Here is a 13,555-nt window from a genome sequence, read left to right as displayed (position 1 = left end):
TAGATGGGGAGGTTCCGGTGTCCGACCTGGCTGTGGAACTGGTACTGCGCTCGACGCGCGTCATCACCCCCGAGGGGACGCGCGCCGCTTCGGTGGCCGTCGCCGGCGGGAAGATCGCGGCCGTGCTGCCGTACGAGGCCGACGTACCGGCCGGTGCCCGGCTGGAGGACTTCGGCGACGACGTGCTCCTCCCCGGCCTGGTCGACACCCACGTCCACGTGAACGACCCCGGCCGCACCGAGTGGGAAGGCTTCTGGACGGCCACCCGCGCCGCCGCGGCCGGTGGCATCACCACCATCCTCGACATGCCGCTGAACTCGCTGCCGCCGACCACCACGACCGCCAACCTGGTGGTCAAGCAGGAGGTCGCGCGGACCAAGGCGCACGTGGACATCGGCTTCTGGGGCGGTGCGCTGCCCGGCAACGTCAAGGACCTGCGCCCGCTGCACGACGCCGGGGTCTTCGGCTTCAAGTGCTTCCTGTCGCCCTCCGGCGTCGAGGAGTTCCCGGAGCTCGACCAGGAGCAGCTGGCCTCCTCGCTCGCCGAGATCACCGGCTTCGGCGGCCTGATGATCGTGCACGCGGAGGACCCGCACCACCTGGAGTCCGCGCCGCAGAACCCGGGCCCCAAGTACGCCGACTTCCTGGCCTCCCGCCCCAGGGACGCCGAGAACACCGCGATCCAGAACCTGATCGACCAGGCGAAGCGGCTGAACGCGCGCGTTCACGTACTGCACCTGTCCTCCTCCGACGCGCTGCCGCTGATCGCCGCAGCCAAGGCCGAGGGCGTCCAGATCACGGTCGAGTCCTGCCCGCACTTCCTCACCCTCACGGCCGAGGAAGTCCCGGACGGCGCCACCGAGTTCAAGTGCTGCCCGCCCATCCGCGAGTCCGCCAACCAGGACCTGCTGTGGGACGCGCTCGCCGACGGCACGATCGACTGCATCGTCTCCGACCACTCTCCCTCCACCGCGGACCTGAAGACCGGCGACTTCGCCACCGCCTGGGGCGGCATCTCCTCCCTCCAGCTGGGCCTGCCGGCCATCTGGACCGAGGCGAAGAAGCGCGGCCGCACCCTGGAGGACGTGGTCCGCTGGATGTCCGCCGCCCCGGCCGCCCTCGCCGGCCTGGCGCAGAAGGGCGCGATCGAGGTGGGCCGTGACGCCGACTTCGCCGTCGTGGCCCCCGAAGAAACGTTCACCGTGGACCCGGCCCACCTGCACCACCGCAACCAGGTCACGGCGTACGCGGGCAAGACCCTGCACGGCGTCGTGAAGTCCACCTGGCTGCGCGGTACGCAGATCGCCGACCACGGCACCCCGACCGAGCCCACCGGCCTCCTCCTCGAAAGGCAGAACTGACAGTGGCGATTGAATCCTTCACCGGCAACGCGAACCCGTACGGAGGCGGCGACCCGTACGCGGACTACCGCAGCGCGGACTTCCCGTTCACCCAGTACGCGAACCTCGCCGCCCGTGAACTCGGCGCCGGCGTCATCGAAGCCAACGACGAGTTCTTCGCCCAGCGCGAGAACCTGCTGATCTCCGAGGCCGCGCACTTCGACCCGGAGGACTTCGGTCACAAGGGCAAGGTCATGGACGGCTGGGAGACCCGCCGCCGCCGCGGCATCTCCGCCACCCAGCCCTGGCCGACCGCCGAGGACCACGACTGGGCGCTCGTACGCCTGGGCGCCCCCGGCGTCATCCGCGGCATCGTGGTCGACACCGCCCACTTCCGCGGCAACATGCCGCAGGCCGTCTCCGTCGAGGCCACCAACTGGGAAGGCGCCCTCGCGCCGACCCCGGCTGAGCTCCAGGGCGAAGACATCAAGTGGACGACCATCGTCGCCCGCACCCCGGTCGGCGGCCACGCGGCCAACGGCTTCGAGGTCACCGCGGAGCAGCGCTTCACGCACCTGCGCGTCAACCAGCACCCCGACGGCGGCATCGCCCGCCTGCGCGTGTACGGCGAGGTCGTGCCCGACCCGAAGTGGCTCGCCGCGCTGGGCTCCTTCGACGTGGTGGCGCTGGAGAACGGCGGCTCCGTCCAGGACGCCTCCAACCGCTTCTACTCCCCGCCGACCAACACCATCAACCCGGGCCGCTCCCGCAAGATGGACGACGGCTGGGAGACCGCGCGCCGCCGCGACAACGGCAACGACTGGATCCGCTACCAGCTCGTCGCCGAGTCCGAGATCCGCGCCGTCGAGATCGACACCGCGTACCTCAAGGGCAACTCGGCCGGCTGGGCCTCGCTGTCCGTCAAGACGGGCGAGGAGGGCGAGTGGACGGAGTTCCTGCCGCGCACCCGCCTGCAGCCCGACACCAACCACCGCTTCGTGCTCGACGCCCCGGCGGTCGGCACGCACGTGCGGATCGACATCTTCCCGGACGGCGGCTTCTCCCGCCTGCGCCTCTTCGGCGCGCTGACGGAGGCCGGCACCGCCGCGCACACCGCCCGTCACCAGGAGCTGGGCGGCTGACGCCACCTTCGTGACCGCCCCGGGGGCCGACACCCCCGGGGCATGCCCACCACCCCGCGGGGGCGTGCCGTTCCACGGTGCGCCCCCGCGGGTTTTCCGCCCCGCCGGACCCCGCTCCGCGGGACCCCGCCGCGCCGGACCCCGCCCACCGGGCGCAGCCCGGCGGCCGTGGTCGTGCCCGGCGGGATCGGGGCCGGCTACGCCGCGTGGCCGCCGTCCACCGCGAACTCGGCGCCCGTGACGTACGCGGCGTCCGGGCCCGCGAGGAAGGACACCATCGCGGCCACCTCCGCGGGGGTGCCGAAGCGGCCCAGGGCCGTCAGCGCGGACTGCGGGGCGGCGTAGGGGCCGCCCGACGGGTTCATGTCGGTGTCCACCGGGCCCGGGTGGACGAGGTTCGCGGTGATCCCTCGCTCGCCGAGCTCCCGGGCCAGGGCCTTGGTCAGGCCGGTCAGCGCGGCCTTGCTCATCGCGTACAGGGTGCCGCCGGGGCCGGGGACGCGCTGGGTCATGCAGCTGCCGATGGTGATGATCCGCCCGCCCCGGTCCATCCGCCCGGCCGCCGCCTGTGCGCTCAGGAACGCGCCCCGTACGTTGACCGCGAGCACCCGGTCCACGTCCGCGAGGGCGAGCTTTTCGAGCGGGCCGAGCACGCCCACCCCGGCGTTGTTCACCAGGACGTCGATGCGCCCGAGCCCGCGTACGGTCTCCTCCACCGCCGCGACCGCGTCCGCGGCCCCGCCCGCGTCGGCCCGTACGGCCAGGGCGCGCCGCCCGAGGGCCTCGATCCGGCCGGTCACCGAGGCCGCGGCCGCCGCGTCCTCGACGTAGGTGATCGCGACATCGGCGCCCTCCTGCGCCAGCCGCAGCGCGCAGGCCGCCCCGATCCCCCTGCTCCCGCCGGTCACCAGTGCCACTGTGCCGTTCATGGGTGTCCTCCCGTGTTCACGTGTTCCCGTGTCCGCTTGTTCGGTCGTCCGCCGACCGTCAGGTTGTTGCGAGTTCAATGAAATCGGAGGCGGGGCGGGAGCGCTGGCGGGAATCGGACCTCGCGTTCGCGCGCGCCGGGCCGATGAGTTCCGGGCGGCCCGGGAGTCTGAACGGGTAGCAGAGGACCGATGTACCCCGATCCAAGGAGCGCGGAGCCATGGGAAAGCTGACCCTCACCACCTTCCTGACCCTCGACGGAGTGATGCAGGCCCCCGGGGGGCCGGAGGAGGACCCCAGCGGCGGGTTCGAGTACGGCGGCTGGCTCGTGCCGTTCGACGACGAGGGCATGGGGGAGTTCATCACCGAGGGCTTCGAGCGGGCGGAGGCCTTCCTGCTCGGGCGCCGGACCTACGAGATCTTCGCCTCGTACTGGCCGGACCACGACGACCCCGCCAACCCGATCGCGAACAAGCTCAACCGTCTCCCGAAGTACGTGGCCTCGACCACGCTGAAGGAACCGGCCTGGGGTCCCACCACCGTGATCGACGGGGATCACCTGCAGAGCGAGATCGTGCGGATCAAGGACGCGATGGAAGGGGAGCTGCAGGTGCACGGCAGCGGCGCGCTGGCGCAGTGGCTGCTGGTGCGCGACCTGGTGGACGAGCTGAACCTGCTGGTCTTCCCCGTCTTCCTGGGCGCCGGGCGCCGGCTGTTCCCGACGGGCGGGCTGCCGACCGCCTTCGACCTGACGGCCTCCCGCACCACTGCGGCGGGCACGGCCATCCACACCTACAAGCCGAAGGGCCGCGCCACGTTCGGCAGCTTCTGACCCGGTGACCGGCGGGGCGCCGCGGCGGAGGGAAGCCGGGGAGCGGGAGAGCGCCCCGCAGGGCCCGGACCCTTCTGGAGTGGCGTCCAGACCCTGCGATGCGGCGGTGGCCAGTGCCTCTTGAGACGGGTCGGCGGCCTGTGGGTCAGCCGTAGACCTCGACGCCGAACAGCGAGTAGCCGTACGAGGTGCCGCGCTGGGTGAGATTGAGGCGGAGATAGCGCCCCACGCCTGCCAGCCCCGTCAGGTCGTCCACCCCACCGTCACCACTCGTCGTGGAGTAGATCGTCGTCCAGCTGGTGCCGTCCTGCGAGGTCTGCACCTGGTAGGCCTTGCCGTACGCCGCCTCCCAGGACAGTTTCACCCGCCCGATGTTCTGCGAGGACCCCAGGTCGATCCGCAACCACTGCGGATCGGACCTCAGACTCGACCACCGCGTCTTCGGATCGCCGTCGGTGGCGTTGGCCGCGGGGAACGCCGCGTTCTCGACGGAGGACGCGGTGGTGGGCCGGCCCCGCGCGAGGTCGGGCTGCCCGTAGACCTCGACGCCGTACAGCGAGTAGCCGTACGGGGTGCCGCGCTGGGTGAGATTGAGGCGGAGGTAGCGCCCCGCTCCTGCCAGCCCTGTCAGGTCGTCCTCCAGACCGTTGCCAACCGTCGTGGAGTAGATCGTCGTCCAGCTGGTGCCGTCCTGCGAGGTCTGCACCTGGTAGGCCTTGCCGTACGCCGTCTGCCAGGACAGTTTCACCCGCCCGATGTTCTGCGAGGACCCCAGGTCGATCCGCAACCACTGCGGATCGGACCTCAGACTCGACCACCGCGTCGTCGCCTCGCCGTCGGTGACGTTGGTGGCGGCGAGGTAATCGGTGAGGGTGGTCCCTCCGTCGGCCCGCATCACGGGTTCGACGCTGGAGGCGGTGGCGATCGCGTACTGGGCGAGGTTGCCGGGCTGGGTGCCGGACTTGTTGCCCGGCGCGTGGCCGACCGCGCCGAGGATCGGGAAGAAGTCCGTGAACGTGGCCGCGGGCTTGGGCGATCCCCAGGTCTGTTGGGCGAGGACGGCCAGCGGTTTGGCGATGCCGTCGGCGACCTGCTCCTCGGATTCCGCGGCGGGGGTGTCGCACCAGACGTGCAGCTTGGATCCCCGGTTGGTGCCGGGGTCGGTGACGGTGCGGCCGTCGTCGAAGGTGTCCGGTGTCCAGGTCTCGTAGAGCTGGGCCGTCGGCGGCTTGTAGCGGCCGAGGACGTAGTACAGCGAGGAACGGGGTTCGTTGGTCACCGTGTGGCCGGCATCGACCAGAGCCTGAGCGGACAGGCCGGAGGAGTTCCACTTCTCGGCGATGATGCCGGCGGCCGGGACGACGGTGCCGTCGCCCTTGATGCCGTCCGTCCAGATGCGAGTGGTCTTGCCGGCGGCCCGGACCAGGCCGTCGATGTGGTTGATGAAGCCGTAGAAGGTGTCGACGGCCTTCGCGGAGGAGCCGTAGTGCGCCCGGGCATAGGTCAACAGCTGCGGGTAGGCGGAGTAGTCGGTGAGGTACTCGTCGGCGCCGGTGTGCCAGTACGGCGCCGGGAACAGCGGAAGGTACTCCTTGACCAGGTCGTCGATCAGCTGGGTCGCGGCCGGCAGCGAAAGATCGATCTTGCCGGCCACCGGGGTGCCCGACGAGTTCCTCAGCTGCAGTTCGGGGTGGGGGGTGATCACCGGGGCCATGTGGCCAGGGGCATCGATCTCGGGCACGACCATGATGTGGTAGCGCGCGGCGTACGCGATCAGGTCGGCGATCTCCCGCTTGCTGTAGCGCTGCGCCGAGACGACCTCGGGGTGGGTGGTGCTCTCGATCCGGAAGCCCTTGTCGTCGGAGAGGTGCAGATGCAGGTAGTTCATCTTGAGGTGGGCCATCTCCCGGATCTCCTGACGGAGCCAGTCGAGGGTGAAGTACTTGCGGCCGACATCGACCATCAGGCCGCGCTCGCTCTTGGTTGCCCAGTCGCGGGCGGTGCCGCCGGGGACGGAAGGGCTCTGGCGGAGCAGTTGCAAAACGCTCCGAGTGCCGTAGAAGGCCCCGGTGTCGGTCCGGGCCTTGATCGTGAGGGCCGGACCGGAAGTGAGACTGTAGCCCTCGTCGCCGAGTTGGCTGTCGGTGGAACCGAGGGTCAGGACGATGTCGCCGGCGAGGGCGCCGGCCGGGGTGCCCGTGGCCACAGCCGGTGTGGTGCCGGTCAGCAGCCCCAGGTCAGCGGCGAACTGGCGGGCGTCGTCGTCGAGCGAAGCAGTGTAAGCGGGGTCGACCAGCACCCGGGTACTGGCGGCGAGGACGAATCCGCCCGACGCGGGGGTCCACTGCCGCAGAGCAGGAACCGTCCGGGGGACGGCGGTGGCAGCCTGAGCGGGTACCACTGCCGGGAGCAAGGCGGTGACCACGGCGACGGCGGCACCGGTCAGAACCGTACGGGCACGGAGACGGGAGGCGAGGAGAGCCGCTCTGCCCGGGGAAATCGTGAGGAGTGACGCCACAAATATCTCCTTGCTGTGGGGACCGGGCGGGTCAGGGGCCGCCGTCCGGCTTGGTGAAGCGAACCGAGGCCCACTCCCTCGTCAGCTCAGCTCAGCCCATGACCCGGACCCTCTTCGCAGGCGGTCGCATCGTTCACGCAGGGAGCCCGGACGCGGCCGTCGAGCACACTGCCAGCATCCGAGCCTCCGCCGACCGGCGCCATTCCAAGACACACCGCGAAGGGACCCGGTGGACGAACCGGCGAGTGCTTCTCCAGGTCAGAGGCCGAAGTCGGTAAGCGCTCGACCGGGGTGATCTACCTCCGGTAGCGTGAGCCATTCCGTGCGAGCCGCCGAAGCCTCCACCCGCATCCTGCCGTTGGAGACCCGGTGTCCACCATCGCCGCCCCCGTGCCCGTGCCCGCCCCCACCCGTCGCGGAGCCTGGCTCGCGGACCTGCCGGTCCTGCTCGTCGCCCTCGTCTGGGGCGGCAGCTACCTGGCCGCCAAGGGCGTCACCACCTCGCACACCGTGATCGCGGTGCTCGTCCTGCGCTTCGCGCTGGTGCTGCCCGTACTCGCCGTCGCCGGCCACCGCCGCCTGCGCGCGCTCACCCCCGCCCAGCTGCGCGGCGCCGGCGTGCTGGGACTCGTGCTCGGCGGGATCTTCCTGCTGGAGACCTACGGGGTCGTCCACACCTCCGCGACCAACGCCGGGCTCATCATCAGCCTGACCATGATCTTCACCCCGCTCGCCGAGTCCGCCGTCCGCCGCCGGGCCCCCTCGGCGGCCTTCCTCGGTGCCGCGGCCCTGTCGGTCGGCGGAGTCGTGCTGCTCACCCAGGGCGCCGGCTTCACCGCTCCGAACTCCGGCGACCTGCTCATCCTCGCCGCCGCGCTCGCGCGGACGCTGCACGTCCTGCTCATGGCCCGGATCAAGGCGGTGCAGGAAGCGGACTCGCTCTCCCTGACCACCGTTCAACTGGGGAGCGCGGTCGCGGTGTTCGCCGTACTGGCCCTGCTGCCCGGCACCGGCGCGAGCCCCTGGGCGGCCGCCGCCGACTTCGGCGCGGCCCAGTGGGCCGGACTCGCCTTCCTGTCCGTCTTCTGCACCCTCTTCGCCTTCTTCGTGCAGATGTGGGCCGTGCGCCGCACCTCGCCCTCCCGCGTCAGCCTGCTGCTCGGCACCGAACCCCTGTGGGCCGCCGCCGCGGGCATCGCCATCGGCGGCGAACGGCTCGGCGCGGCCGGTCTCGCGGGGGCCGCGCTGGTCCTCGTGGGCACCGCCTGGGGGCGGCGCGCGGCTGGCTGAACGATTGGCCGAAACCAGCTCCGCCCCAGGTCAACTCCCGGTCTAGGGTGACCGCATGCCAGTCCTGGACCTCAGTACGATCGCCGAAGGCTTCAACGAAAACCCGTACCCGCACTACGCGCGCCTGCGCGAGGACGGGCCCGTCCACCGCGTCAAGGCGGCGGACGGTCAGGAAGTCTGGCTGATCGTCGGTCACCAGGAGGCCCGCCAGGCCCTCACCCACCCCGACGTGTCCAAGAACTGGCTGACGTCCGGGCTCTACGCCGACCGGGAGCAGACCGAGGCCAGCGCCAACATGATGCGCGCCGACCCGCCCCACCACACCCGGCTGCGCCGGCTGGTCTCCCGCTCCTTCGCCCCCTCCCGCATCGAGGGCCTGCGCGGGCGCATCCAGGAGATCGTCGACGGGCTCCTCGACGGGATGCAGGCCCTGCCCGAGCGGCGCGCGGACCTGATCGAGTCCTTCGCCCTGCCGCTGCCCATGACCCTGATCTGCGAGCTCCTCGGGGTCCCCGAGGCCGACCGGGGCGTCTTCCGCGGCTGGATCACCCAGATCGTCTCGCCCACCGGACTGGAGTCCGAGAACGCGGCCGTGCGCACCATGACCGCCTACATGGCCGAGCTCGTCGACGCCAGGATCGCGGACCCCGGCGAGGACCTGCTCAGCGACTGGGTCACGAGCCGGGGGGACGAGGGGGACCGGCTCTCCCGGCAGGAGCTGGTCGCCATGGCCTTCCTGATGATGGTCGGCGGGCACGAGACCACCGTGCACCTGATCTCCAACGGGATCCGGGCCCTGCTCGCCCACCCCGACCAGCTCGCCGCCCTGCGCGCCGACCCGGACGGACTGATCGACGGCGCCGTCGAGGAGGCCCTGCGCTACGACGGCCCGGTGGAGACGGCCACCTTCCGCTACGCCAGCGCGGACCTGGAGATCGGCGGCACCTTCATCGAGGCGGGCTCGCCCGTCCTGGTCTGCCTCGCCGCGGCGGACCGGGACCCCGCCCGCTTCGAGGACCCCGACGCCTTCGACATCCGCCGCCCCGGCCGCGGCGGGCACATCGCCTTCGGGCACGGCATCCACCACTGCGTCGCCGCCCCGCTGGGCCGACTGGAGGGCCGCATCGCGATCCGGTCGCTGCTGGAACGCTTCCCGGACCTCCAGGAGGAGCCGGCCGTCCTGGAATGGGCGCCCGGAACCCTGGTCCGCGGGACGACCCGGCACCCGGTGCGCTGGTAGCGGGGCGGGGCGACGGGGGTGGGTGCGGGCATGCCAGGAGTCTTACGGGCCGCTTCACAGGCCGGCTTGTGCACCGGCTCACGGGCCGGCTCACGGGCCTCAGAGATCCGGGAGCTCCGCCAGCGCGACCCGGCGCCGTTCCCGGCGCGAGCGCTCGCAGGCCTCCGCCACCCGCTGCGCGGCGAGCGCCTCGGAGCCGTCGCACGGATTGGGCACCTCCCCGCGCACCAGCCGGACGAAGGCCTCCAGCTCCGCCTCGTAGGCGGGGGCGAAGCGCTCCAGGAACCCGGGCCACGGCTTGGTCGCCGGGGGCGGGCCGTGCGGCTCGGTCGAGGCGATCGGCGTACGGTCGTCCAGCCCGGTGGAGACCTGGTCCAGCTCCCCGGCCAGCTCCATCCGCACGTCGTAGCCGGCGCCGTTGCACCGCGTACCGGTACTGGAGACCAGTGTCCCGTCGTCGAGGGTCAGGACGGCGGAGGCGGTATCGACGTCACCGGCCTCCCGGAACCGCGCGGGCCCCGCGTCCGACCCGGTCGCGTACACCTCGACCACCTCGTGCCCGGTCACCCAGCGGACCATGTCGAAGTCGTGCACCAGACAGTCCCGGTAGATCCCGCCCGAGGTCGCGAGGTACTCGGCGCTCGGCGGCGACGGGTCCGCGGTCGTGGTCCGTACGGTGTGCAGCCGGCCCAGCGCGCCGGAGCGGACCAGCTCGCGCGCCGTCGCGTAGCCCGCGTCGAAGCGGCGCATGAACCCCAGCTGGAGCACCCCGCCGACCGCCGCCACCTCGCGCAGCACCGCCAGGGTGCGGTCCAGGTCCGGGGCGACCGGCTTCTCGCAGAACACCGGCAGCCCGCCGCGCACCGCCCGTACGACGAGGTCCGCGTGCCCCGCGGTGGCGCAGGCCACCACCAGCGCGTCCACGCCCCAGGTGAAGACCTGCTCGACGGAGGGCGCGGCGGTGGCCCCGAGCCGGGCGGCCAGGCGCGCCGCCCGCGCGGGGTCCGCGTCGGCGAGCAGCAGCGAGCCCGCGTCCGCCTGGCGGGCCAGTGCCGCCGCGTGGAAGGAGCCGATGCGGCCCGTCCCGATGAGCCCGATGCGCATGCACCCAACGTGGCCCCGTCCGGGGGAGCTGTCAATCTGCCCGGCTGTGTCCCGACCGGTCCGCAATGGCCCCGATGGCCTTGCATGGTGCACTGTGACGGATACTGGGCGGCTGCGGCGTGAAACAAATGACCGTTTTTGACGACCGGGGCCGCGGCGGACGGCGGTCGCGGGACAAGCGAAAGGCACGGGCAGACGTGGCTAGGGTTCGGACAGGGGTACGCCTCGTGGGCGCGGTGCTCGCGGCGGTACTGGGTGCCTCCCTCGTGGGCTGCAGCAGTACGGGCGGCAAGCGCGCCGAGGACCGCGCGAAGGCCGAGGCGGCGGGCCGGCCCGCCGTTTCCACCCCGCGCTGGACCTTCGCGATGGTCACCCACGCGGGCGATGGCGACACCTTCTGGGACATCGTCCAGAAGGGTGCCAAGGAGGCCGCGGCGAAGGACAACATCAACTTCGTCTACGCCCACGACGACCAGGCTCAGCAGCAGGCCCAGTTCGTCCAGAACGCCATCGACCAGAAGGTCGACGGGCTGATCGTGTCCCTCGCCAAGCCCGAGGCCCTCAAGGACGTCCTCGCCAAGGCCACCAAGGCCGGCATCCCGGTGATCACGGTCAACTCCGGATCCGCCCAGTCCGCGGCGTACGGGGCGCTCACCCACATCGGCCAGGACGAGGAGATCGCCGGCGAGGCGGTCGGCACGGAGCTGGCCAAGCGGGGCAGGAAGAAGGCCGTCTGCGTCCTGCACGAACAGGGCAACGTCGGCCACGAGCAGCGCTGCGCCGGAGCGAAGAAGACGTTCGCCGAGGGCGGCGGAAGCATGGAGAACCTGTACGTCGAGGGCACCAACATGCCGTCCGTCCAGTCCGCGCTCCAGGCCAAGCTCCAGGCCGACCCCTCCGTCGACGCCATCGTCACCCTCGGCGCGCCCTTCGCCCCCACCGCCGTCAAGGCCAAGGAGGCGGCGGGCAGCAAGGCCGAGGTGGACACCTTCGACCTGAACGCCTCGGTGGCCCGCGACCTGAAGTCCGGCGCCCTCGGATTCGCCGTCGACCAGCAGCCCTACCTTCAGGGCTACGAGGCCGTCGACCTGCTCTGGCTCCACCGCTACAACGCCGACGTGCTCGGCGGCGGCCGTCCGGTGCTCACCGGGCCGCAGATCGTCACGGCGGACGAGGCCGCCACCCTGGAGAAGTTCATCAACCGGGGCAGCCGATGAGCGCCTCCGCCCCGGCCCGCTCCTCGGCCCCCGCACCCGTCCCCGGCCCGGGCGACGAGCGGCTCGCGCCCACCTCGCTGCTGCGCCGCCTGCTCGGCCGGCCCGAGCTCGGCGCGGTGGTCGGCGCGGCGGCCGTCTTCGTGTTCTTCTCCTTCGCCGCGGACAGCTTCCTGCGGGCCTCGAGCCTGAGTACGATCCTGTACTCGGCCTCCACCATCGGCATCATGGCCGTCCCGGTGGCCCTGCTCATGATCGGCGGCGAGTTCGATCTGTCCGCCGGGGTCATGGTCACCACCTCGGCGCTGTTCAGCTCGATGTTCAGCTACCAGATGACCGCCAACGTCTGGGTGGGCGTCCTCGTATCGCTGCTGGTCACCCTGGCCATCGGATTCTTCAACGGGTTCATGCTGACCCGCACGAAACTGCCGAGCTTCATCATCACGCTCGGCACCTTCCTGATGCTGACCGGCCTGAACCTCGGCTTCACCAAACTGATCAGCGGCTCGGTCTCCACCAAGACCATCGCCGACATGGAGGGCTTCGCCTCCGCCCGCGCGCTCTTCGCCTCGCAGTGGAGCTTCGGCTCCGTCACACTCAAGGTCACCATCCTGTGGTGGCTGGTCCTGGTCGCCGTGGCCACCTGGATCCTGCTGCGCACCCGCGCCGGGAACTGGATCTTCGCCGTCGGCGGCGGCGCGGACGCCGCCCGCGCGACGGGTGTCCCCGTGGTGAAGACCCGCATCGGCCTGTACATGGGCGTCGCGCTGTGCGCCTGGATCTCCGGCCAGCACATCCTCTTCTCCTTCGACGTGGTCCAGTCGGGAGAAGGCGTCGGCAACGAGTTCCTCTACATCATCGCGGCCGTCATCGGCGGCTGTCTGATGACCGGCGGCTACGGCTCGGCCATCGGCTCCGCCGTGGGCGCCTTCATCTTCGGCATGACCAGCAACGGCATCGTGTACGCGCAGTGGAACCCGGACTGGTTCAAGTTCTTCCTCGGCGCCATGCTGCTGCTGGCCACGCTGCTCAACGCATGGGTCCGCAAGCGGGCGGAGGCGAAGTGAAGACGACCGAAGCAGCACCGGCCGAAGCGGCACCGACCGGTGGCCCCGCCCTGGTGAAGCTGACCGACGTCAGCAAGTACTACGGCAACATCCGCGCCCTCCAGGGCGTCTCCCTGGAGGTCTCCGCGGGCGAGATCACCTGTGTCCTCGGCGACAACGGCGCCGGCAAGTCCACCCTCATCAAGATCATCGCGGGGCTGCACCGGCACGACGCCGGGACCTTCGAGATCGAGGGCGAGGAGACGGTGCTCGCCAACCCGCGCGCCGCCCTCGACCACGGGATCGCCACCGTCTACCAAGACCTCGCCGTGGTCCCGCTCATGCCCGTCTGGCGCAACTTCTTCCTCGGCTCCGAGCCCACCAAGGGGCGCGGTCCCTTCCGCCGCCTCGACGTGGAGCTCATGCGGGAGACCGCCCGCGCCGAGCTCCTGCGCATGGGCATCGACCTGCGGGACGTGGACCAGCCCATCGGCACCCTGTCCGGCGGCGAGCGCCAGTGCGTGGCCATCGCCCGCGCCGTCCACTTCGGCGCGAAGGTCCTCGTACTGGACGAGCCCACCGCCGCCCTCGGCGTCAAACAGTCCGGGGTGGTCCTCAAGTACGTCGCCGCCGCCCGTGACGCCGGCCTCGGGGTGGTCCTGATCACCCACAACCCGCACCACGCCCACCTGGTCGGGGACCGTTTCGTGCTGCTCAAGCGCGGCACCATGGCGGGCAGCCACACCCGCGACTCGATCACCCTGGACGAGCTCACCCGGCAGATGGCGGGCGGCTCCGAGCTCGACGAACTGAGCCACGAACTGGAGCGAGTGGCAGAATCAGGGTCTGACAACGCATCCGGCCCCACTCCGGGCACCACCGCACCATGAGGGACGACACGA

Annotated in this window: 11 protein-coding genes; 8 read left to right on the top strand and 3 right to left on the bottom strand. The window is 71.5% G+C overall.

Annotation, left to right across the window (positions count from 1 at the left end; translation table 11 throughout):
• Nucleotides 1–26: 26 nt before the first annotated feature.
• Nucleotides 27–1,361 (top strand): allantoinase AllB, encoded by a 1,335-nt coding sequence (gene allB / locus OG904_RS04085; RefSeq protein ID WP_405497750.1) that lies wholly within the window; start codon nt 27–29, stop codon nt 1,359–1,361.
• A gap of 2 nt (nt 1,362–1,363) precedes the next feature.
• Nucleotides 1,364–2,482: an allantoicase gene (alc, locus tag OG904_RS04080; protein ID WP_405487446.1), complete on the top strand. Its 1,119-nt coding sequence runs from the start codon at nt 1,364–1,366 to the stop codon at nt 2,480–2,482.
• A gap of 197 nt (nt 2,483–2,679) precedes the next feature.
• Here alc and OG904_RS04075 read toward each other — a convergent pair whose 3' ends face one another.
• A complete protein-coding gene (locus OG904_RS04075) occupies nt 2,680–3,411 on the bottom strand; it encodes an SDR family oxidoreductase (protein ID WP_405487444.1) in 732 nt (243 codons plus the stop codon).
• A 218-nt stretch (nt 3,412–3,629) separates the two neighbouring features.
• Here OG904_RS04075 and OG904_RS04070 point away from each other — a divergent pair, with 218 nt between their 5' ends.
• Nucleotides 3,630–4,241, top strand: coding sequence for a dihydrofolate reductase family protein (locus OG904_RS04070; protein ID WP_405487442.1), 612 nt, complete (start codon nt 3,630–3,632; stop codon nt 4,239–4,241).
• A gap of 145 nt (nt 4,242–4,386) precedes the next feature.
• Here the strand turns inward: OG904_RS04070 and OG904_RS04065 are convergent, their stop codons facing one another.
• The gene (locus tag OG904_RS04065) at nt 4,387–6,759 is read right to left on the bottom strand and encodes a family 20 glycosylhydrolase (RefSeq protein ID WP_405487440.1); all 2,373 of its coding nucleotides are present in this window, start codon (nt 6,757–6,759) and stop codon (nt 4,387–4,389) included.
• Nucleotides 6,760–7,128: 369 nt separating this feature from the next.
• Here OG904_RS04065 and OG904_RS04060 point away from each other — a divergent pair, with 369 nt between their 5' ends.
• Together OG904_RS04060 and OG904_RS04055 are read left to right on the top strand one after the other, a co-directional pair.
• Nucleotides 7,129–8,049: a DMT family transporter gene (locus OG904_RS04060; RefSeq protein ID WP_405487438.1), complete on the top strand. Its 921-nt coding sequence runs from the start codon at nt 7,129–7,131 to the stop codon at nt 8,047–8,049.
• Nucleotides 8,050–8,104: 55 nt separating this feature from the next.
• A complete protein-coding gene (locus OG904_RS04055; RefSeq protein ID WP_405487436.1) occupies nt 8,105–9,289 on the top strand; it encodes a cytochrome P450 in 1,185 nt (394 codons plus the stop codon).
• Nucleotides 9,290–9,388: 99 nt separating this feature from the next.
• On the opposite strand, the gene OG904_RS04050 is transcribed toward OG904_RS04055, so the two are convergent.
• Nucleotides 9,389–10,393: a Gfo/Idh/MocA family oxidoreductase gene (locus tag OG904_RS04050; RefSeq protein ID WP_405487434.1), complete on the bottom strand. Its 1,005-nt coding sequence runs from the start codon at nt 10,391–10,393 to the stop codon at nt 9,389–9,391.
• Between the two features lie 197 nt (nt 10,394–10,590).
• Between OG904_RS04050 and OG904_RS04045 the strand changes: the two genes are divergently transcribed.
• The 3 genes from OG904_RS04045 to OG904_RS04035 are packed head-to-tail and all read left to right on the top strand — an operon-like array spanning nt 10,591 to nt 13,543.
• Nucleotides 10,591–11,610, top strand: a complete 1,020-nt coding sequence (locus OG904_RS04045) for a sugar ABC transporter substrate-binding protein (RefSeq protein WP_405487432.1) — start codon at nt 10,591–10,593, stop codon at nt 11,608–11,610.
• Entirely contained in the window at nt 11,607–12,674 is a 1,068-nt protein-coding gene (locus tag OG904_RS04040; RefSeq protein WP_405487430.1) for an ABC transporter permease, read from the top strand. Before OG904_RS04045 ends, OG904_RS04040 begins: the two co-directional genes overlap by 4 nt.
• The gene (locus OG904_RS04035) at nt 12,644–13,543 is read left to right on the top strand and encodes an ATP-binding cassette domain-containing protein (protein WP_405487428.1); all 900 of its coding nucleotides are present in this window, start codon (nt 12,644–12,646) and stop codon (nt 13,541–13,543) included. Before OG904_RS04040 ends, OG904_RS04035 begins: the two co-directional genes overlap by 31 nt.
• Nucleotides 13,544–13,555 lie beyond the last annotated feature (12 nt).

Origin of the sequence: Streptomyces sp. NBC_00096 (assembly GCF_045041305.1) — a bacterium.
In the GTDB taxonomy this organism is placed as follows: Bacteria; Actinomycetota; Actinomycetes; order Streptomycetales; family Streptomycetaceae; genus Streptomyces.
Note: the sequence above shows the minus strand (reverse complement) of the source record. Positions and strands in the feature narration are given on the sequence as shown.

Bases quoted from the DNA above. Each gene is read 5' to 3' on its own strand.
- OG904_RS04075 (WP_405487444.1), bottom strand. From the start codon at position 3,411: ATGAACGGCACAGTGGCACTGGTGACCGGCGGGAGCAGGGGGATCGGG.
- OG904_RS04070 (WP_405487442.1), top strand. From the start codon at position 3,630: ATGGGAAAGCTGACCCTCACCACCTTCCTGACCCTCGACGGAGTGATG.
- OG904_RS04055 (WP_405487436.1), top strand. From the start codon at position 8,105: ATGCCAGTCCTGGACCTCAGTACGATCGCCGAAGGCTTCAACGAAAAC.
- OG904_RS04050 (WP_405487434.1), bottom strand. From the start codon at position 10,393: ATGCGCATCGGGCTCATCGGGACGGGCCGCATCGGCTCCTTCCACGCG.
- OG904_RS04040 (WP_405487430.1), top strand. From the start codon at position 11,607: ATGAGCGCCTCCGCCCCGGCCCGCTCCTCGGCCCCCGCACCCGTCCCC.
- OG904_RS04035 (WP_405487428.1), top strand. From the start codon at position 12,644: ATGGGTCCGCAAGCGGGCGGAGGCGAAGTGAAGACGACCGAAGCAGCA.